16 protein-coding genes and 2 pseudogenes are annotated in these 19,844 nt (G+C 66.7%); 12 read left to right on the top strand and 6 right to left on the bottom strand.

Annotation, left to right across the window (positions count from 1 at the left end; genetic code table 11):
* Positions 1-234: 234 nt before the first annotated feature.
* From QF035_RS44980 to QF035_RS44970, 3 genes are read right to left on the bottom strand one after another with little or no spacing between them, the layout of a single operon-like run.
* A complete protein-coding gene (locus QF035_RS44980) occupies positions 235-1,680 on the bottom strand; it encodes a helix-turn-helix domain-containing protein (RefSeq protein WP_307527595.1) in 1,446 nt (481 codons plus the stop codon).
* A complete protein-coding gene (locus tag QF035_RS44975) occupies positions 1,677-2,471 on the bottom strand; it encodes an SAM-dependent methyltransferase (RefSeq protein ID WP_307527593.1) in 795 nt (264 codons plus the stop codon). The genes QF035_RS44980 and QF035_RS44975 overlap by 4 nt, the downstream gene beginning before the upstream one ends.
* Positions 2,468-3,313 carry a helix-turn-helix domain-containing protein gene (locus tag QF035_RS44970; protein ID WP_307531854.1) on the bottom strand — a complete coding sequence of 282 codons (846 nt, stop codon included), beginning with the start codon at positions 3,311-3,313 and terminating at the stop codon, positions 2,468-2,470. The genes QF035_RS44975 and QF035_RS44970 overlap by 4 nt, the downstream gene beginning before the upstream one ends.
* A gap of 968 nt (positions 3,314-4,281) precedes the next feature.
* Between QF035_RS44970 and QF035_RS44965 the strand changes: the two genes are divergently transcribed.
* The 10 genes and pseudogenes from QF035_RS44965 to QF035_RS44920 all read left to right on the top strand — a co-directional run bounded on the left by QF035_RS44965 (position 4,282) and on the right by QF035_RS44920 (position 16,214).
* Positions 4,282-6,192, top strand: a complete 1,911-nt coding sequence (locus QF035_RS44965) for a helix-turn-helix domain-containing protein (RefSeq protein WP_307527590.1) — start codon at positions 4,282-4,284, stop codon at positions 6,190-6,192.
* Between the two features lie 527 nt (positions 6,193-6,719).
* Positions 6,720-7,352 (top strand): hypothetical protein, encoded by a 633-nt coding sequence (locus tag QF035_RS44960; protein ID WP_307527588.1) that lies wholly within the window; start codon positions 6,720-6,722, stop codon positions 7,350-7,352.
* A 1,579-nt stretch (positions 7,353-8,931) separates the two neighbouring features.
* Positions 8,932-9,336, top strand: coding sequence for a hypothetical protein (locus QF035_RS44955; protein WP_307527586.1), 405 nt, complete (start codon positions 8,932-8,934; stop codon positions 9,334-9,336).
* A 179-nt stretch (positions 9,337-9,515) separates the two neighbouring features.
* On the top strand, positions 9,516-11,336 hold the full coding sequence (locus tag QF035_RS44950) for a DUF6875 domain-containing protein (RefSeq protein WP_307527584.1): 1,821 nt from the start codon (positions 9,516-9,518) through the stop codon (positions 11,334-11,336).
* Entirely contained in the window at positions 11,333-11,506 is a 174-nt protein-coding gene (locus QF035_RS44945) for a hypothetical protein (protein WP_307527582.1), read from the top strand. Before QF035_RS44950 ends, QF035_RS44945 begins: the two co-directional genes overlap by 4 nt.
* On the top strand, positions 11,503-12,135 hold the full coding sequence (locus tag QF035_RS44940; protein ID WP_307527580.1) for an LOG family protein: 633 nt from the start codon (positions 11,503-11,505) through the stop codon (positions 12,133-12,135). The genes QF035_RS44945 and QF035_RS44940 overlap by 4 nt, the downstream gene beginning before the upstream one ends.
* Before the next feature lie 104 nt (positions 12,136-12,239).
* A pseudogene (locus QF035_RS44935) lies at positions 12,240-13,170 on the top strand (L-histidine N(alpha)-methyltransferase); the annotation flags it as partial.
* A gap of 262 nt (positions 13,171-13,432) precedes the next feature.
* Complete coding sequence (locus QF035_RS44930) at positions 13,433-14,056, top strand: hypothetical protein (protein ID WP_307527578.1); 624 nt, start codon at positions 13,433-13,435, stop codon at positions 14,054-14,056.
* A 291-nt stretch (positions 14,057-14,347) separates the two neighbouring features.
* Positions 14,348-15,730, top strand: coding sequence for a cytochrome P450 (locus QF035_RS44925; RefSeq protein ID WP_307527576.1), 1,383 nt, complete (start codon positions 14,348-14,350; stop codon positions 15,728-15,730).
* A 193-nt stretch (positions 15,731-15,923) separates the two neighbouring features.
* Complete coding sequence (locus QF035_RS44920; RefSeq protein WP_307527574.1) at positions 15,924-16,214, top strand: hypothetical protein; 291 nt, start codon at positions 15,924-15,926, stop codon at positions 16,212-16,214.
* A gap of 40 nt (positions 16,215-16,254) precedes the next feature.
* Here QF035_RS44920 and QF035_RS44915 read toward each other — a convergent pair whose 3' ends face one another.
* Positions 16,255-16,935 carry a hypothetical protein gene (locus QF035_RS44915; RefSeq protein WP_307527572.1) on the bottom strand — a complete coding sequence of 227 codons (681 nt, stop codon included), beginning with the start codon at positions 16,933-16,935 and terminating at the stop codon, positions 16,255-16,257.
* A 430-nt stretch (positions 16,936-17,365) separates the two neighbouring features.
* Between QF035_RS44915 and QF035_RS55950 the strand changes: the two are divergent.
* Positions 17,366-17,437 (top strand): annotated as a pseudogene (locus QF035_RS55950) (hypothetical protein); the annotation flags it as partial.
* 515 nt (positions 17,438-17,952) lie between these two features.
* On the opposite strand, the gene QF035_RS44905 reads toward QF035_RS55950, so the two are convergent.
* Positions 17,953-18,114 (bottom strand): hypothetical protein, encoded by a 162-nt coding sequence (locus QF035_RS44905; protein ID WP_307527570.1) that lies wholly within the window; start codon positions 18,112-18,114, stop codon positions 17,953-17,955.
* 301 nt (positions 18,115-18,415) lie between these two features.
* On the bottom strand, positions 18,416-18,925 hold the full coding sequence (locus QF035_RS44900) for a helix-turn-helix domain-containing protein (protein ID WP_307527568.1): 510 nt from the start codon (positions 18,923-18,925) through the stop codon (positions 18,416-18,418).
* Between the two features lie 425 nt (positions 18,926-19,350).
* Here QF035_RS44900 and QF035_RS44895 point away from each other — a divergent pair, with 425 nt between their 5' ends.
* A complete protein-coding gene (locus QF035_RS44895) occupies positions 19,351-19,743 on the top strand; it encodes a hypothetical protein (RefSeq protein WP_307527566.1) in 393 nt (130 codons plus the stop codon).
* The last annotated feature ends 101 nt before the right edge of the window (positions 19,744-19,844 follow it).

Raw genomic sequence — 19,844 nt, 5'->3', positions numbered from 1 at the left:
GTGGTTGGGGTCGTGGCCGGGACGCCCCGGCACGCAGTGGCGAGCCTGGCCCCTGTATTGGGTCCGCGCCGCGCGTGACGCCCGGCGAGAGCCCGATCAACCGGACCTGCGGGCCGCGAGTCGTCGGTGTGCGGTGCAGGGCGCGGGCGCCGCCCGGCTGCTCCTGCCCTGGCACATAGATCGGAGACTGGCTGAAGTCCGTGCTGCAGTTGGCTGCGGACAACAACGCTCCTTTCAGGGCTGTTGTCCCCGATATGTTCTGCCTCCTCGCCGCGGCAACCGAGCCGGGGTGTCCTCGGGGGTCGCGATCGTCTCGGCGGCCAGGTGGAGTTCCGCCCGCACTGTCGCGGACGACAGGTCGAGGGACAGTGCCCTGCCGCACTTGCTCAGCCAGTCGGTGAGCGTGCTCCGGCTCAGCCTCAACTCGGAGGCAGCGGGTGCCGTGCGGCCACGGTGTTGGAGCCAACATCGAAGGGCGATACGCAGCGGCTTGTCCAGAGGTCTGAGGAGGGCGGAGGCCCAGCGCCGGGCGTCGTCGGGGTCGAGCAGATCGGTGGGCAGCGGGCGGTCGGGACCAAGACGTGCGGACGAGCTGATCCGTACGGGAGCAGCCGGGGCCCGCATGGCCAGCAGGAGTTGTGCCTGCACGGTGGGGTTGTCCAGTTCGGCGGCCAGGAGAGTGCCAATCCAGCGAAGGCGTGCACGAACCGTGCCTTCGGACACGTCGAGCACTGCTGCAGCGGCCTGAGCGGACCCCGACCGCAGGTAGGCCTCCAGCGTCCGGTGCTGCTCGCGGTTGAGGGGCTTGAGGACGGCGGCGGACCAACGGGCGAGCCGGCCGGCGGGCACGACACGGAGCAGGCCGTGCGACCCCAGGAAGGTCGCGGACGCCAGGCAGCCGGACGTTGCGCCGTGCCGAGCGTTCCCTGCCTCGGCCCACGCCGTGGCGACCATGTCCAGCGGCAACGGGTCTGAGACGCCGCCGGCCAGCTGATGCCGGGCTGCGATGCGCGCGACGACAGGGCGTGCCACGTGGCGGTCATGGTCGAGGCCGTGGAGCGCGACGACCACCAACTCGTTTCCCTCCATGCACACCAACATGCCGGGGGCTTTGGGAGACACGCTGGGCTGCGCTGCTCGCCAATGAGTCTGATAGGCGGCATGCACAAACTGACCGGACAGCCGGAATACCGTGGCGTGTGTGGCGGCGGTGCCCAGCACGTCGATTGCCAGATGGGGCTGACCGCTCAGCAGGAGATGCAAAACGGCGGTGTGCAGCCGCTGTTCAGCGTGGTGAGTCTCCTCCTCCCGACGGACCCGCGCCCGCATTCTGAGCAGATCAACGGTGGTCCGCGCGACCAGGTCGATGCGGGATGCGGGTGATGCCGTGCCGGGGGTGATGACGAGGACGGCACCGGCCATCTTGCGGATCGTCAGGTTTGGGTAGAACTGGGGGTGCGTGGCGGCACGCACCCCCTCGGGTCCGGCGGCGTGGGGGGCGCTGCAGACGACGTCACCCATGAGATCCACCAGGACCGCCCAGCCCTCGGCCAGAGCCGCGGCCTCAGCGATCAGCTGGTCGTCCGAGTGAGCTGCTGCACGGGTGAGTCGCCGCACCACCTGATACCGCGTCACCTCCACGGGAGAGGCAGGCGCGGGCTCCACACTGCCGGTCTTCATGAGATCCGCGCCACCCCACCCCAGCCCGCGCGGTCGGTAAGAAGGCCGGTGTTCGCGTCGGGGCGCCAGCGCGGCCAGCTCGTGAACCCGGGTTCGACCAGTTCGGTGCCCTCGAAGAGCTCGATGGCCACCGACGGCTCACGGAACATGTAGGGAATCGCCCCGGAGCTGTTGTATTCGTCCTGTACCGCTTGGTGTTCCTCGTCCGCTGCGGTGGAGTGGCTCAGTGACAGGTAGCTGCCCGACGGAAGCTGCTCGACCAGCCGGCTCACCAGACCCCGGGCTTCGGACCAGTTCTCGATATGGCCAAGCACGTCGTTGATGACCAGAGCGATCGGCTTGGTCATGTCCAGCGTCTTGGCCGCGCCGGCTAAGACGGCGTCCGTGTCCCGCATGTCCGCCTGCACATAGTTGGTGGCGCCCTCGGGGGTGCTGGTGAGCAGCGCATGGACGTGCAGCAGCACGATCGGGTCGTGATCGATGTAGACCACGCGGCAGTCGGGCGAGACCCGCTGTGCGACTTCATGGGTGTTGTTGCTGGTCGGCAGCCCGGCGCCCAGGTCGATGAACTGCCGGACCCCTGCTTTGGCGAGGTAGGCGGTGGTACGCCGCAGGAAGTCCCGCGATTCCTTGGCGAACGGAACGATGCTGGGGTATTTGCTGCTGTAGGCGTCGCCGGCGGCTTGGTCTGCGGGGTAGTGGTCTTTTCCGCCCAGCCAGTAGTTCCAGACGCGCGCACTGTGCGCGACGGACGTGTCGATCGGCTGATGCGGGCGGGTCGGCTCAGTCATGTCAGTACGTCCTTCGATTCGTTTGGATGGGGCGCGATGACGCAGGTGTGGTCCATCAACAAGTGATACGCCGACACCGCGTGCAGGCTGCTCGAGACGTCAGCACTTCCGTGCAGATCTCCTTCACGGACCACGTGGTCGGGGATCTCCGGCACGTCAACCCGGTACAGGGACACGGTCGGCATGCCGGTCATGGGGTGGCAACGACCGCCCAGAGGGTGAATCTGCAAGGTCACATCGGGGCGTGCCAGGGCGGTCCTCAGTGCCTGCCGCTGCTCGACCATCACATCCTCGTTGCCTACGAACGTATGCAGCGCCGCGGCGGACATGATGGCCCAGATGCTCGTGTTCTGCTGACGCAACCGCTTCTGGCGTTCCATGAGCAGCTCAGTGCGCCGGTCCTTGTCCGCAGGGGACAGGTCGGGTCTGCGGATGCTGTCGACGGCGCGTGCATAGGACGGTGTACGCAGCAGGGCAGGAACAAGTGCCGGCTCCCACACGCGGATGATCCGGGCTGCGGATTCCACGCTCATGAGGTCCAGCTGCCATGGGTCCATGACGGACCGCCACGGATGCCACCACCCCGGGAGGTTGGCGGCCGCGAGTTCTCCGAGGAACGCTTCGATTTCGGCAGTGCCCGCGCCGTACGCCGTGAGCAGGGCATGGACCTGACCCTCATCCAGGGAGGTCTCGGCCTGCTCGATGCGGCGGACAGTTGCGGTGTGGGCCCCGAGTGCATTGGCGGCCTCGCCTCGGGACATTCCTGCCGCCTCACGCAACGTTTTGAGCCGGGTGGCCAGAACGAGATGCGCGACGGTCCTGCCAGACCTCTCGCGAGCCACAGAAACCCCTCCCGGCACTTTCTACAACCTGCTGTTACTGCAAACTCTGCATCTTGCAATCTTCGTTCACAACCCTTTGAGTATGTCCAACCCGCCTCAGCCGACACACAGTTGCGACTGACGGCAAGCCGCGAGATCGCGGTCGGCCGCCGACGGGAGCTCCGTTCACAGTCGTGGCGTCGCACCGGGCTGGTAGCAAGTCGGGGGCGGCCGACGCCTGTGGGAGCAGGATCGGGAGGACGCATGGACAGACGTGACCCGTTCGGTGTGCCTGCCGACGAGATCAACTACCAGCGCTTCGACCTGGTCCGGCTTCTGCGCGCCAGCACCGCCGCCGGCCCCACACACACGTGTCGGCCACCGAGTGGGATCGCTGGTCCACCACGGCCAGCGCCGCGCCAGTGCCGTGCGGCCACCATGCGCCTGCGGCTGTCGGCTGCGCACCATCCAGGGGTGCGCAGCCGACAGCCCAGGTCAGCGCCCCCAGGGTCGTCCCTGCGCGTCCGCAGCGCTCAGTGGCCGCTGGCCTCAGTCCCGTCACAGCTGATCCCTGACCGCGGGAAGGCTCGCCGTGCATACCACACCGCGCCGCCCACTTCTGCTGGTGGGCCAGTCGGCGCACCAGCACAGCCCCTTCGAACGTTGCGTCACAGAGGCCGCAGGAGACACGCGAGCCCAAAAACGTCTGCGTTCGTTGACACTTTAGACGGGTTGTATGAAGATCTGATGGCTGCCGCCGCTGGCGACTTCGTCGACTCACGTCAGGCTCACGAGACGGGAAGAATGTGCACGAGGCGCCCGTCGCGCTCAGTGTGCGTCCTTTTGTGTCCGGCAGATGTGGATGCCGCCAACTGAAGGTCTGTTCCTGCAAGGGTGGAAGCCAGCCTTCTGGCGGCGCTGCAACTAAGTACACCCTGTCTATCAGCGGGCTCGCCGTCGCACGGCCGAGCAGTACCGAGGAGAGGAAAATGCCAACGCTCGGCTCGTTGCCTGCCGACAAGCCCGACCTCGGACTGACGTTCGCCTGGCCGCAGAATCCGGCGGGCTACCACAAGACGACAGTGACCGGGCTGGCCACCCTGTCGCTGACGCAGCTCTTGGAAGGCCGCCAGTGCCCGCTTCAGGTCGGCACTCTCGTACTGGTCACGGGCCGAACGCCGTTCCGTCTCCGTGGCCAGATAGCAGATGCCCTTGAAACTCTTCTGCGTCAGATGGCTTTGCAGCGGTGCGCGGCCATCGTGATCACAGGCCAATCCGGCGCGCACCAGCCGTTCCCGCAACCGCTGCGTGACCTGTCCGACGAGCTCGCGATCCCCCTCATGACAACGACGGCAGCACCGGAGAGATGGCTGGACCTACATGAAGCGATCCACAACGACCTCCTGGCGCGCGCCGAACACCGGGCTGCCCAGCTCAACATGCTCATACAGCAGTTGCCCGCACAACTTGCGGACACGAAGGCGATGGAGCGCATCGCAGACTGGCTGGCCCAGACCCTGGACGCTCAGGTCATGGTCAGCGAGTCGGAGCGCGTCCTCGCGGCCTCGCCTGCCACTGCAGCAGAGCACCTTGCTCACGCCATTATCCGTCAGTCGGTGGACGGCGCAGGCTACGACGGTCCGTCGGCTGCGCACACCCACCTCATCTCCCTGGCCCCGGCGACGGGAGCCGACACCGTTCTCGCGGTCGCGAGACGGACACCGTTCGACGAGGCTGAACGGCGATTGCTGCGTCATGGCGCGAAGATCCTTGGCTTGGTGGATCAGGCACGCCGCGAATTTCGGGTTACCAGCGAGGCTTCGCATGCTGCCCGCATGGCGGCGGCGGAACTGCTGCTGGCGGGTGAGCCCGCCAAGGCCCGAAGGGTCATGGCCACACTCACCCCCGGACTCCTCGACCCGGACACAGCTCGCGCTTACATCCTCGAGACCACTGCCGCGCTGCGTGATGCCGTGGTGCGAAGGTGTCACGCAGCTGTCAAGGGACGTGCACTCGTTGTTGCCGATCCACGTCACGCTGGCCGTGTCCTGATTGTCAATCCCGTTCGCCCGGATCGCATGGTGGAGACCAGCGTTGCCGGCGACCTGGTGCGGGTTGTCGCGGGTCTTGGACAGGGCATATCGCTGGGAGGCAGCGGCATCTACTCGCTTTCGCTGGTAGCTGACGCCGTAGATGAAGCGCTGACGGCCCAGAGGTTCGCCACACACCAACCTGACAGCGTCGCGCTGTCCGCCCAGAATACCGACCTGGTCAGTCTTCTCCCGGAAGACGAATCCCAGCAGTGGGCGCACAGCCTCCTCCACCCCCTCATGCACAAGGCAGAGCAGTGGATCCCCCTCCGCGAGGCGCTGCCTGCCGCACTCGCCTACCCCTACACCGTGGCGGCGCGCCGACTCTCACTGCATCGCAACACGGTTACCCGGCGTGTAGCCCGCGCCGCGGACCTGCTCCAACTGGACCTGAGCAAAGTCACCAACCGCGTGGCCGTCGGCCTGGCCCTCGAGCTCGTCACTCAGCGAGACGCCCCCGAGCGCTCCGAGACTCTTACCCCGCCCGTGGCCCCGACGCTGCCCTCGCTCCTCGCGGCTCCGCCGATAGCGGCCTGGGCGAGTATCCTGCTGCGCACCGCCCGCGATGACCGGCGGGCTCTCCTCGCCACCGCGCAGTCCTGGTTGTCGCATGACACCCACATCGAATCCACTGCCCGAGCCCTAGAGCTTTCCGAGGTCACGGTCCGCTCGCACCTCAGGGCCGTTGAGGAGCACATGTCCCGCGATCTGGCGTCGATGGCCGGACTGCGCGATCTGCTGTTCGCCCTCCACATTGAGACCGGACGTCCCGAAATCACGGACAGCTGTGCGGCATTGCGGGCGGCTTGAGGAATACCCGAACCAACGCTTGACCTTGGTCTGCCCGGAAAAGCCGCATCCCGTACGCGGTCACCCCGCCCCGTCGTCCAATCGCACTCGGGGCGGCGACGCGACTGGTAGCGAAGCCCGCGCATGACGGGTATCTCGGTTGACCTGGACCACGCGGTGATAAGCGCTAGCCATTCCCTTCGAGGTCGGCGCGGACGCCCGCATTGGAGCGAGCGGCTCGGAGTACCCGAACGTCTCCCAGGGCTCTGGCGCTCTGGCGCTCTGGCCACGGCGATCTCGAAGCATTCCGAAATCCCGAATCTGCACTGCTGGCGTGGCAACAGTTCTTTGCACCGCAACTGCATGCGAATTTACTCCCAACCGCGTGGCGTACGCGAAGGCTTGCCGCATTTTGTCGGCGTACACCCCTGGCTGGCCAGGACGGTTCAACCGAAAGTGCTCAGCTTCCTTGGCGGACCTGAGGGTGCTCGGCGTAATTGGGAGGTGCCGCGGGCGGGGGATGCGGAACACTCCGCAGGATGATCGTGATGCAGCCTGTCTTGGAGGTATACGCGCCTGACGGCTTCGCCCTCTGGCCTGTCGCCGAGGTCGAGTCGTCTGGCTTTCTGCCTCTCAGCGGTGAGCTCTCACCCGCTGAGGTCGGGTCGGCGGTGATGCGCGTCGCCAGCTGCAATGACATCGACCCCGACGGCGACCGCCCGCCTCGTCCGGCCGACGCACTTGACTCGTTCCTTCACGGACTGCTGACCTTCGACAACCTCTTCGCCGCCGGCGGCCTGAGGGTCACCGACAACTCCACAGGCGTCACCTTCCTGCCTGGCTGCTGCGACGGACTGGAGGACTGGCGCGACTGGCACGAGTTCATCGACAACGGCAGCCTGCTCGGTTTCGGCCACGACCCCGTGTCACCGGTTGCGGAGCGCTTCGGCGACACTGTCCGGCTCACTGTCAACGCCGAGCAGAGCGACAGCCCGGTGATTGAGCTGTCCGTCGCCGAGCTCTGCAACCTACTCGCCGGTGCCGAGCGCGACCTGGCCGACTTCCTGACGCTGGCAGCCGATTGGGCCTCCCGGCACCTGCCTGGCCACTGCGCTCTCGTCACAGCCGCCCTCGCTCGCGTTGTCGACCTTCCAGCACCGCCCATACCGCCGGTGGCGTAGAACGGCTGGCCTGGCATCGCCGGCCAAGGCAGGGCTCTGGATGGTCATGGTGTGCGACGCGGTGAGCATGTTCGCGTGTACCTACTTGGGCACTTCAAGGGCCCTGGCACACTCCCGCTTCACGGAAATCTTTCCAGGTCCACCTCAAGGTGTACGCCAACACATTTAGCCGGGCTATCCCGTAAGGGCGTTTTGCGGCAGGGAAGTTCATGTGTGCAGATACGAAAGGCGTAGCTGAGCGAATGTGCACCTGTCATGTGCGACACAAAGCGGCGGTGCACAACAGAAAGGTGATGCAGCTCAGTTGGTGCAGACGTGCCGTGGTGACGGCCTAGCTGCACGCATAGCGTTACCTCATGCAAGCACAGCCAGCTGCACCGAAACCGAGGCAGTAGTGCCAGAGCCGCGGGGGTGTTCTCGAAAGCGGCCCGGACGGGCAGCGCACGCAGGGGGCGGAGTACGACACCTGTCGGCTTGCCCGACTTGATGGCTCGGTTCCGCACGCGGCTTCAACCGCAGACGGCACCGGGGGACTGCACGACAGAAAACCCCGGCTGCCCGCGCTCACCAGCAAGACCAGGCCTGCCAGGGACTGGACACAACGACTCTCGGCAGAGTCAGCACCAGCAGACTCAGTAATCCACTGGGGCCACCCGCGTGTTGAGCGCGGGCGGAGTTCAGGACAGATCAGTGCCCGCCGCTGGAACAGCGGTGAAGACTGGGAAGCCTTCGAGCGCCGGGCCCCCGATTTCCAGCGGGGTGAATTGATGCACTTCCACAGGACCCTGTGCCGGCGCCGTCTCCGGTCACGCCGTCCCAACACGGCGTTCACATCAGCAGCTGGTCCTCACCGCGCAGACCACAACACCACGGTGCCGTCTGGACTGGTGGCTAGCAACCGTTCGGGCTGGACGTCGCGTTCGCGTCACCGCGGCACAGCGCACCGCGGTCGGCTCCCGCTAAGGGAAGCTGCGGACTCCCCCCAACGAGTGGCGCGCGGCCGGAGCGCATGGCCTCCCAGCAGCAGCTCCTAGCGCGCCGCACGCGCTGACCCAGACTCCGACCGGCCCTGACCCGGTCGGACCAGCCGAGATCCGGACCGTTCTGCCCCTATTGGAACGGCCGACGCTCACCCCCCGAGCGGCTCGGCTGCGGCTGGGGGTGCCGTCGCCCCCGTCAGCACCCCCAGCCACCTCACCGCCCGGCAAGGCACAGACGCCGTGGTCGCACCAAGGAACACCTATCCCGTTTCCGGAACGCCCGTGCCCACCATCCTGCCCGCCCCCGGCCGAAACCCTCACGCGCGGGCCAACCCAACCGCACCGCCGCACCGGTCGCCACCAGCCAGGTGGGCTCCGCTGAGTCACCCTGGTCGCTCGCAACGTCCTAGACGCCTTCAGACCTGCACTTCCCTCTGCGGTCATCACGCTTTTCCGCCGCCAGACCGAAGCCGTGATCGAACGGATCGAGCCTTCGCGCGCTGCACACCGGCCTCAACCAGCACGTCCGTCGCGCCTGGAACCGCACCTGACGCCAGCGAAGCGGCCTCGTCACGTCCCACCGAACAGAAAGAGCCCTGATGGACATCGCCAGCCTTGCCAAGCGCACGGCGTCCGCCGTGGCCCTGGGCGGACTGATCGTCGTTACAGCGACCAGCCCGGCTTCCGCTGCCAACTCCGGCTGGTGGTACAGCCGAGACAACCCGAGTGGCGCCAAGGGCTACTTCAAGGCGAAGAACGACGTCACCACGGCCTGCGATATCCGCACCGACGGGTACAAGGCGCTGGTCCAGATCATCACCAACAACCAGTGGGAAAGCCTCGTCTACCAGGTCGCTGACAACCACGACAACGGGCGCTGCTCCTCCGTCGACAACAGCAAGTACGACCTGCGCGACGGACGGAGCTACAAAATCCGCGTCTGCAAGGTGAAGGTCGGCACCAGGCCCCTGGACTGCAGCGGCATGCACGTCTTCACCGCCTAGCGTGCACAGCCCGGCGATCGGCAACTGTCTGAGCGGTCGGGCGCCTGATGCACTTCTCCCCGCCCGCCGGTCCGAAGACCACATTCGTGCCGGCGACAAATCCTTCTTGTTCCGAACAGCGACCCGTACGCCTGACGACCTCGTACCTCCTCACCTCGCACAGTGCACCTGGAGTTCGCATGTCCAGCAGCCTCTCGCCCGCGCCACCGACTTCCGATGCCGTGCTGGGCACGCCTGTTTCGGGTTCCGCCGGGGCCGTGATGCCGCACACCGGAGCAGATCCGCGTCTGAGGATCGGGCACCAGGCTCATGACAAGGTCGCGGACACCCGCGGTCTGCTGACATGGATCGAGGAGCTGCGTCGCGAACAGCCGAGAGTGCTCGGGTTTCCCGGCTCCCTCGACTTCTCCCACCGGGAACTCGCGCCGTTGCTGGACGTGCTCGTCAACAATGTCGGTGATCCCTCGCAACCCGACGCCAGCGGCGTGCACGCGAAGGCCTACGAACAGGCCGTCGTCAGGTTCTTCGCCGAGACTGCGTCCGCCAGCGACCCGGACGACGTGTACGGATACGTCACCAGTGGCGGAACCGAAGGACTGGAACGGGGCCTGGAACTGGCCCGCGACAGGCTGCCCGATGCGGTGGTCTACGCCAGCAGTGAAGCCCACTACACCCTCTGCAAAGTCACCGACCGTCTACGGATGAAGCTGCTCACCGTGCAGACACTGGCGGACGGGTCGATGGATCCCAGCCATCTCGAGATGCGCGCCATCGTGCACCGCTCGGTCCGACGGCGCCTCAAACGACGCGACCCGGGCGCAATTGTCGTGGCCACCGCAGGGACGACGTTCCGCGGTGGCTGGGATGACACGGCGCTGCTGCGGCGGGCGGCGGGCGCGGCTGGTGAGGTCTACGTCCATGTGGATGCCGCGCTGGGTGGGCCTGTGGCCGCGCATGCACCCTCCGAGCCGTCGTGGAGTTTCGCCCACGGTGCTGACTCGATCTCGGTATCCGGGCACAAACTGCTCGGCCTGCCCGTTCCGGCGGGCGTCTTCCTGGCCCGTCCCGAGGTGATGCCCGAGGCCACCGTGGCGGCCGAGTACGTCGCGGCCACCGACCGAACCTGGGGATGCTCGCGTTCGGGCCTCGCTGTCCTGCTGATGTGGGCAGCGTTGCGCAGGCTGGGACACGAGGGCATGCGTGCCAGGGTGCAGTCCTGCCTGGACACCGCCGCCTACGCCGCCGAACAGTTGGAGCGGGTCGGCGCGACCCCGGAGCGTGCGCGTGATTCGCTGACGGTCACCTTCGACCGGCCGGCGGACCGTGTGGTGGACCGGTGGCATCTGGCCTGTGAGGGCCGGCGTGCGCACATGGTGGCCGTCGGCCACGTCACCCGGGCAGCAGTCGATGCCCTGGTCGCAGACCTGTCGCTTCCACTCGACCTCCGTTTTGATACTCCGAACCGCTCCGCCAAGGCCGCGGTCGAAACCTGGATCGCCGACTACGTCAGCCGGCCCCACCCACAGCTCGGGCGCTCTGGCGCAGTCTGTCCATACGTCGTGCCCGCCCAACGGGCGGGCCTGGTCCACATCGTCTCCGCGAACTGGACGCCTACCTCCGACCGCGCCGTTGATGAACTTGGCGGCGTCGTGCTCGCGGCCGTTGACCAGTACGAAGCCCACGCCTGGCCCGAGGGACCCGAGCATCTGCGCGCCCTGATCGTGCTCCTGGACCCGCTCACCAAAGACCAAGGGCACCTCCTGGACGCCGCCCACGCGGCGGTCAAAGTGGCGGTCATGCAACGGGGCCTGATGATCGGCCAGCTCCACCCGGACTGCGACGCCCCGGCGGCACACAGCCCTGCCTTCCCGGTCAACCGCGCCCCCCGCCCGCTGATCGCTGTACGTCGCATGGTCCGCAGCGACCACCACTTCGCAGAGAGCGACGACCAGCGGGCCGCCTATCGGATGCATTTCCCTCCCGAGCAGGTGACCCCATGACCCAGGGAGCAATGGAACCTGTCCTCGCTTCGAAGGCCGACCAGACCAAACACGGCATCACTCCAGCCGAACTCGTCGGACCGCGCGGTGGCCCCGGGCGGCACCACCGCGCCGAGGCTCTGCCCCTGCTCACCCCGATGGCTAAGGAGATCGAGCTGTGCACGTCATGAACCAGCCAGCCCAGACTCGCCAACACACGCTGAATATCGCGGTGTTCTGCGCCGACGCGGGCACCGGGCCGTCCTGCCTTCAGACCGCTGAAACGATCGGGCGTGGCCTGGCCGAACATGGCATTCAACTGGTGTACGGAGGCGGCAGCCTCGGTCTCATGGGCGCGATGGCCTCCGCCGCCCTGGACGCCGGGGGCCAGGTCACTGGCGTCATCTCCCGCACCCTCCACGCTCGCGGGCTGGCCCACACCGGTCTCAGTGAACTTCAGGTGGTGGCCGACCCGGAACGCCGAACCAGCCGGATGCGGGCGTTGGCCGATGCGTTCCTGATACTGCCAGGCAACATCGCCACCCTGGACGAGCTGGCCACGGCGTGGGCAGCGACCACTCTCGACAGCCGACGCCGCACTCTGGGAGTCCTCGCCACCGCGGGCCGGTTCCGTTCTCTCCTGCACGTCCTTCACACAGCGGCCGAGGCCGGGCTCCTGGGCATTCCTGCCGACGCGAGCCCTCACGATCTGGTTCTGATCGACGACGATCCAGACCGCCTTCTCGCCGCGGTCATCGACGGGGCCCGCCGAGCCACACTCTCCCGCCCTGAGGCACTGAACGCCGGGAGGGTTCCGTGAACCCATTGAGGCCGCGCGCAGGCCAACTAGTTGCTCGACGTAGCCCGCGGCAGGCACTGAACCTGCTCCGCGAGCTGCATGTCACGCAGTGTCAGGAGCCATGCATGCCAACCGACGCCACCACCGCCGCATTGCGACGTGAGGTGCGCCACGGGCTGACCTTGCGTCCCAGACGTCTGCCTCCGCAGTGGCTGTACGCCGCGACCGGCAGCAGTCCGTTTCCGGAGGTCGCCCGACTTCCTGAGCACTGCCCGACGAGGGCTGAGCGAGCCATTCTCACGCGCTCCTGCCCGGATATTGCCTCCCTCACCGGCGCGCGCACGCTCATTGAGTTCGGTTTCACGTCGTCCACCAAGACCCACCTGCTCGTCGACGCGCTGCAGGACCACGGCACGCTGTGCCACCACATGTATGTCGGAGCCAGCAGCAGTCCTCTGGACGAAGCCGACCGGGCTCTCACCGCCGCTTTCTCCGGTCTGGAGGTCCATGCCGCCGTCGCCGACTTCACCACGATGCCGGAACTCCCTCCCGGCCCCACGCCTGCTGGCCTTCCTTGGAGGCGGCTTCGGCAACCTGCTGCCGTCCGAACGGAGCGCCTTCCTGACCAGCGTGAGGACTGCCCTGGACCCGGGTGACACGCTGCTGCTCGGCGTCCGCCTGGCCAAGGACCCCACCGCAATCGTCGCGGCGTACAACGACGCCGACGGGGGCACCGGACGCTTCAACCGAAATGTGCTGGCCCGCCTCAGCCGCGAACTCGGGGCCGACGTCGACCTCGACTCATTCGAGCACGTCGTGGTCTGGGACGTCGACCATGAGCGGATCGAGGTACAGCTGCGCTCACGGCGAGAACAGTCCGTGACCTTTCACGGACTGGGCGGCACACTCGTTCACTTCGAGGCGGGAGAGGACCTGCGCACCGCACTGTCGGCCACATTCCGCCCCGAAGGCCTGGCAGACGAATTGGCCGTCTCCGGGCTGGAGTTGACCCACTGGTGGACCGACCCCGACCGGCTCTACGGCGTTGCCCTCGCCGCCCTCGACAATGCTCTCCGGCCCTCTCCCTCAGGCCAAGTATCTACAGCGGACACTCGCCCACCGCCGGCTGAAGAGCCCTTGGTGGGTGACTGGTAGGGCATCCATGCCAGACCGAGCCCGGCACCTGAAGTGCCAACAAGCCCCAGCAGTCCGGCGGGACCGGGCTCAGGCCGCTCACAACCAGACCGGCGTCACGCCCTCAGCCACATCCGGCAGTTGCATGCGCCATCCACGCCATCACCTAGAGAAGGACTCTGTTGTGCTGCACCACAAGAACACGCTGCTCATCGTCGCCCCCGTCGCAGTCCTTGCACTCACCCTCAGTGCGTGCGGCGACGCGGACAACAGCGCCAATGCTGACGTAAAGGAGTCCACCACTCCGAAGTCCAACACCGCACCGGAGGCCGCGGCGTCTCAGTCCGAGGAAGCATCCGGTGGTGAGCTGGCCGCCGGCGAGAGCGCCACGGCGACGGTCAAGGAGGAGAGCGGCAACGTTACATACGAGATCACCGCAGAGAAGGTGGAGCTCGGCACGGAGGCCGAAGCCGCGAAGCTGGTCCGGGACCCGGCCGACGCCAAGGGCATGGCCCTCGCGGTCGCCCACCTCAAGTTCACGCATAAGAGCGGACCGGCCCTCACCAGCGACTCCGAGGCCAACGACTCCACCGTCATCTACGCCGACGGCCAGAAGGGCGCCCTGCTCATCGGCGCCTCTGACGACGCACCGGGCTGCGAGGACCCCTACGACATTGAGGGCTGGGCGCCGTCGGAATCGCACACTCTGTGCGAGTCGTATCTGGTACCGGCGGCCGCGAAGGAGGTAGAGGTCCACTGGTCGGAGGAGGACGGCGAGCCGTACATCTGGAAGTTCCCCAACGGGTAGGGCTTTTGACAACTGATCACGGGCGGGACGGGCGAGGTCTCGGCTCCACTCGCAGGAACTGCCCGTGATCGTCCCAGGACCGCACCCCTCAACAGGCGCGGCAAACCCGGCCGGTAACCCTCAACACACCGCGGGAGAAGGGCCGTTGACGCCCAGGCGGTCTCCGCGCTCCACCGGGAGCCTCGCCACCACCCCCTTGCACGTGGCCAACGCCACCCAAAGCGCACGATTGCGCCCAGGGGCGATATGGGCAGTGATGACAGGTCATCACCGTGAAGGGACTGAACCGCCGTGACTACCGCAGCGCCTCCCCCCATACCCAAGGCAGCGGGATCTCTTCCGCTGCTCGGCCACTTCTTCCGGCTCTTCCCTGACCCCCTCCCCTTCATTGCCTCGCTCCGCCAGTACGGGCCCCTGGTGGAGATCACGCTCCAGCCGGGTACCCCCACACTGGTCGTCCAGGACCCCGCTTTGATCCGTGCGATGCTCACTGCCCCGATCGCGGACACCCTCGACAAGGGTTCGTTCTTCGACGAGATGCGCGTACTTCTGGGCACCTCCGTGGTCACTGTCGCCGGGGACGTGCACAGCGCTAAGCGTCGCCAGATGCAACCCGCTTTCGCGCGACCCAAGTTGGGCCGGTACGTCGACATCATGCGCACCGAGACGGAAGCCGCACTCGACAGCTGGACCCCGGGTCAGCGGATCGATGTCCGCGAGAGCATGGTGCAGCTGTCGCTGACCATGCTCACTAAAACGGTGTTCTCCGACAGCCTCGACGCCGCCGCCTTCCGGCAACTACGCCAGAACCTGGCCTCGGTGATGGACAGCGTCGGTCTGCGGATCATGATGCCAGGCTGGGCTAAGCGCTTGCCGCTCCCGCTCAACCGCCGCTTCGACAGGGCCCGGACCGCCATTTGGAGCACTATTTCCGAGGCTGTCGCGGGCCTGCGCTCCACGGGCCACCACACCGGCGACATGCTTTCTGTGATGCTCACCGTGCAGGACGAGGAGACCGGTCGCCCGCTGACGGATGAGCAGATCTGTTCCGAGGTACTCACGCTCGCGTTGGCCGGCACGGAGAACACGGGCTCGGTATTGGCCTGGGTGCTTTACGAGCTGGCTCGGCATCCCAACATCGAGACTGAGGTGCTGGACGAGCTGGAACAGGTGCTGGGCGACCGGCCGGTGACGTTCGCGGACATCAGCCAGCTGCCGACCCTGGACCGGGTGATCAAGGAGGTACTGCGGCTGCATGTCACGGGCTGGATCCTGACCCGTCGCACCCTCAAGGAGACCAGGCTCGGGCCGTGGACGCTGCCAGCCGGTACGAACTTGGCCTACTGCCAGCACGCCCTGCACCGCGACCCGGACCTCTATCCCTCGCCCCTGCAGTTCGACCCCGACCGCTGGTTGGACGGCGCGCAGGAACTCCCGCCAGGAGCTCTTCTGCCCTGGGGTGCGGGCAAACACCGATGCATTGGCGATCGGTTCGCAACTACCGAGCTGATCACAGCCCTGGCCACGATCCTGCGGACGGTGCGCTTCACACTGGCCCCCGGCCAGACGGTGCGCCCGGTGGCACGGGCCACTGTGCGACCCGGAAAGATGCTGATGACCGTGCATGAGCGCAGGTCGACTGTCGTGCACGAGAACGAGCGGGCCGACCCGTGAGGAGAAGGTGGGCATGGTGTGGCCCGCGCAGGTTTCTCCTGCCGGTAAATAGACGGGAATGGCGCCTTCAGAACCTCTGAGCACGCCAGTGCGATGACGAGGTGGTGGGGGTCCTTTTCCCTCCTCGGCAGGGATGCAGCGGAATTGATGGAGAGCTGTCCGGGTGAGGGTGGTCCGCCGTTAGGCTCTGGGCATGACCTCCACCGCTGCCCTGGATCGACTCGCCGCGAGCCTGAAGCGGGGTTTCGTTGACCACCGCATCGAGCTGTCCGACGGCCATGTGATGCTCACGCTCCCGCCCGCGTCGCGGCTAGTCGTGGAGTGGATGTGCGGGAAGGGGCACTTCGAGCCCCTTGACCGCCAGAGGCGCGGAGTAGAGGTTCAGCTCACCTTGAACCTCAGCGAGGCTGCGTACCTCGCTGACTGCGTCGAGAGGATCTATCCTCCAGCAGGCGCCCGTACCGCGGATCTCCAGACTCGGTAGGGTCCCGTCTCCCTCCCCCTCACTCAAAGCCGGAGTGCTACTAGTGGGTGTTGAGGTGGGCGCGCGCAGCCTGGGTGAACGCCTGAATGGATTCCTTTAGATCCGCAAGCATTTTGTCGAGGGGAACCTCACACTCCATCTCCTGTCGCAGGAGTGGCTTGAAGGGGGTGAACGCCGCCGTGGCCCAGCAATGCTGAACGGAGACGGCTTGGCGCCTGATCCGTTCGGCCAGCTCTGCCAGATGGTCAGGACCTTCGAGCGCGACCACGGATTCGGCATGCGCCACGTCGTCGATCTTGTTGGCGTCGTGGATGTCCTGCCGCCAGGTCGGTGACACTCGTTCGAGCCACCTTAGGGCGCGGCCGATGGCTGGCGGAATGTCGGCGGGAGCCAGGACATCGGCCACGTCGTCTCTGCTGAGGCTCGTACGGTCCCACATTCCCCACAAACGAGCACGAGCCTCCGGGGTGAGCTCACGGTCGTTCAGACGGGCACGATTCACTTGCTCCACCAGGTGCTTCACAAGCCCGGCGCTCCCCAAATAGGACCAGGCAGCTCGGGTGAGAGCGGCGTACGCGTCGCGCTGATGCTGCCGGCGTACCGCGTCGATCGGCCCGTGGTGCGCGGCTCGCGCTTGAGCACGTCCAGCTGCGTACGCGGCTGCGGCAGCGATGACGGCCGTTGGGGTGGTGATGACTGCGGCGATGATTGCTGGATCCATGAGGGGATCTTGCCGTGTGCGCCGGACGCACGGAGCGGCCACCTATCGCCGAGTGGCCGCTCCGGGTCACACAGCCCGAACGGGCCGGTCAGGCATCCGGCACCGCGACGGGGTTCACGTCCGGTAACCCCCGGGCTTGGTACTGGTGGGATCTCGTAGTCAACTGTCGCCAGTTCTCCGAGGAGCCAACCGGCTGGTGACCTTATGTGATCGCCAGTCGGTGCGACTTCAGGTCCCGCTGATCTCCTTCATTGACCACAGCCGGGGCCTTCGAGTCCGCTGCTAGATTCCTGCGGTGAGCGAGCAACTGCCCAGCGGCGGCATCGAGCTGTCACCCGGCGAGATCGAAGCCCTCCAAGCCAGGTGGTCATCCTGCTGAACCCCCGGTGAGGTCGCGCAGCAGTTGGCCGGGATCAGCACGCCCTGGTACGTGGCCGCGGGCTGGGCGCTGGACCTGTTCCGCGGCAGGCAGACGCGCACGCATGGAGACACCGAGATCGCGATTCCGGCCGAGAGCTTTCCCGATGTCCGCAACCGCTTCCCCGGATACGTCTTCGACGCGGCAGGCAACGGCCGGATCTGGGAGGACGCCACACCGGAGGTGCTGGCCGCCGTACATCAGACATGGCTACGCGATCCGGCCTCCGGCAACTACCTGCTCGACGTGTTCCGAGAACCGCACGACGGCGACACTGGATCTGCCGACGCGATGAGAGGATCCGGCTTCCGTACAGCGGCATCATCCACCGCCCCCAGGACGGCATCCACACTTCGACGCGACTGTCCCACATATGACCTCGGTTCAGCGCGAGACTGGCCGTTCGCTGCGCCCGCCCGTGGCGGCGCTCTGCCCGAGCTGAACTCTACGACGAGCGGACCCCGTGGGAGACCCCCGCAGCGATGTCCGCACAGCGTTCTGAGACCGCCTTACAGCCAGATTCGTCGGCCCCACCCTCTGGTACCACCCCTAACGAAAACGCCCCGACTCACCGGGGCATTTTCGCGTGTGCGCTCAGGTCAGCGCAGGCCGTCTGTGTCGTCGTGCTCTTCGCCGACTGGGAGCGGCCGACGGTCGTCCCCCGGGTCCTCGCTGTAGATGACCGCGGAGACCGCGCTGTCGTAGGCGTCGTTGAGGCCCTTGCCGCTTGTGCCGAGCATGTTCTCCCAGTCGATTCCCATGCCTACGAGCCTAGACCGTACTGCTCGAGGATCTCGGCGATGCGGGCGTTGAGCTCGTCGGCCCGAGCGAAGAACCCCGCTTCCTCTTCAGGGCTGATGCGCCGTGCCGGTCGTCGAGCCGGCCATGCTCCTCCATGACGAGGGCCATGGCGTCTTCGGGCGAGTCCGCGCGACCCGCGATGGTGCGGTAGACGCCTGCCCGGCGCGAGCACCGAGGAGATCATGCGGGCCGGCCGGTGACGGAAGCCCGAGAGGGTGAACGTCTACGACTGGGAGTTCAACCCGGCCGCCCGCAACAGCGTCATGCGTCTGGGGCTGTGATCTCGTCGGCCGGCTTGTTGCGAGCATCACGCATCCGGGCGTCGAGAACGGCCTGGGTCTCAGGATCGAGCTCGTAGTCGCCGGCGGTTTCAGGGTTGACGTCCAGCGCGTGAGAGCGGAAGGCCTCCCGATCGGCGGAGAGTTGCTGGATGGTCTGGGTGATCCGGTGGATCTTCTGGCGCAGCCTCTCCCATTCCTGCTCGGTGAGGGCGAGCTCGGCGAGCTGGTTCTGGATCTCAGCTTCGTTCTCGCGGGCGTAGTTGTCGCTGACCAGTGTGATCAGAGGGACCCCGAGAGCCTCGGCAGCGGTGACCGCCTCGTCGAGCCTGACCGCGCGGGTCTGCTGCTCGATGCGTGTGATGGCGGTGGAGCCAACGTTCGTGCCGAGCAGTGCGGCCATACGGCGCGCTAGCTCTGCCTGGCTGATGCCGAGGCGTTCGCGTTCTTGACGAAGTCGGCGGGCGAAAAGGTCCCCGGGCAGTGGGTTCATGACGGTTTGGCACTTCCTGGTCAAGATCGCGATCGACGGGGTGCGTGAGGGTGGCCCGCCTCGAAATTGACAGGCCAGCGTCGCAGCAGTGCTGGAGCGGCACATTACACATCTCACACTGCGGATTCCACAGGCGCCCACCGCAGCCCTGCGGTCGCGCGCCGCAACGCCGATTCGCCTCGTTTCCGATCCGCTTTCGACTCTTTATTGACAGACCTTTCATGTGCATCTGCGATTCGCTATTCCAATGGGGTAGATTAGTCACTGCGGATGCACACACATACGAGCCAGCGGGGGGATCCGACAGTACGCCCATCGACCACTCCGGCTTCCATCACTGCCCGGCCTTATGGATGAGCTGCGCTTGTTGCCTTGTGACTCACTGTCATGCCACCGAAGGATTGGAAAGGCGAGAGGAAAGAACCATGACGAAGATCTACGAGGCAGCCGTCCTCACACAGGCCTTCCTGCCGAGCGCAGCCTGGGACCTGACCAGCTTCCTGCAGAACGCCAAGTCCCAGATCCAGCTCTGGGGCGGTCTTCTGCTCATGCTGCTCGGTGCTGCTGGCCTGGTCTGGGGCGGCGTGCTCCTGATCAAAAAGCTGATGGCCAACCCGCAGTCCGCGGGTCACCAGCAGGGCTGGGGAACGATCGCGCTCCTCATTCTCGTCGGCGGAGCCCTTGGCACCGGCGGGTGGTCGCTTGTCGAGACGATCGGTTCCGGCGGCCAGCAGACCATCACAGACCTCGGCGGCGGCACGGTGATCGTCCAGACCGCCGATCAGTTCAGCGGGTTCCTGAGCGGCCCTTCCAAGTAAGAGGCCGTCACAGACCGTGCACACGACCGGGGACAGAGGCGTCGAGCGAACCGGGTCGGTTGAGGTGCAAGGCCTCCTCCGGCCCGGTTCGCCATATCCGG

The organism is Streptomyces umbrinus (genome assembly GCF_030817415.1).
Taxonomy (GTDB): Bacteria; Actinomycetota; Actinomycetes; order Streptomycetales; family Streptomycetaceae; genus Streptomyces; species Streptomyces umbrinus_A.
The sequence above is the reverse complement of the archived record's forward strand: the minus strand, read 5'-3'. Positions and strand labels throughout refer to the sequence as shown.

Coding starts and splice junctions, on each gene's coding strand:
- QF035_RS44905 (WP_307527570.1), bottom strand. CDS start 18,114: ATGGGAATCGACTGGGAGAACATGCTCGGCACAAGCGGCAAGGGCCTC.
- QF035_RS44965 (WP_307527590.1), top strand. CDS start 4,282: ATGCCAACGCTCGGCTCGTTGCCTGCCGACAAGCCCGACCTCGGACTG.
- QF035_RS44940 (WP_307527580.1), top strand. CDS start 11,503: ATGAACCAGCCAGCCCAGACTCGCCAACACACGCTGAATATCGCGGTG.
- QF035_RS44900 (WP_307527568.1), bottom strand. CDS start 18,925: ATGAACCCACTGCCCGGGGACCTTTTCGCCCGCCGACTTCGTCAAGAA.
- QF035_RS44975 (WP_307527593.1), bottom strand. CDS start 2,471: ATGACTGAGCCGACCCGCCCGCATCAGCCGATCGACACGTCCGTCGCG.
- QF035_RS44980 (WP_307527595.1), bottom strand. CDS start 1,680: ATGAAGACCGGCAGTGTGGAGCCCGCGCCTGCCTCTCCCGTGGAGGTG.
- QF035_RS44895 (WP_307527566.1), top strand. CDS start 19,351: ATGACGAAGATCTACGAGGCAGCCGTCCTCACACAGGCCTTCCTGCCG.
- QF035_RS44955 (WP_307527586.1), top strand. CDS start 8,932: ATGGACATCGCCAGCCTTGCCAAGCGCACGGCGTCCGCCGTGGCCCTG.
- QF035_RS44920 (WP_307527574.1), top strand. CDS start 15,924: ATGACCTCCACCGCTGCCCTGGATCGACTCGCCGCGAGCCTGAAGCGG.
- QF035_RS44950 (WP_307527584.1), top strand. CDS start 9,516: ATGTCCAGCAGCCTCTCGCCCGCGCCACCGACTTCCGATGCCGTGCTG.
- QF035_RS44915 (WP_307527572.1), bottom strand. CDS start 16,935: ATGGATCCAGCAATCATCGCCGCAGTCATCACCACCCCAACGGCCGTC.
- QF035_RS44945 (WP_307527582.1), top strand. CDS start 11,333: ATGACCCAGGGAGCAATGGAACCTGTCCTCGCTTCGAAGGCCGACCAG.
- QF035_RS44960 (WP_307527588.1), top strand. CDS start 6,720: ATGCAGCCTGTCTTGGAGGTATACGCGCCTGACGGCTTCGCCCTCTGG.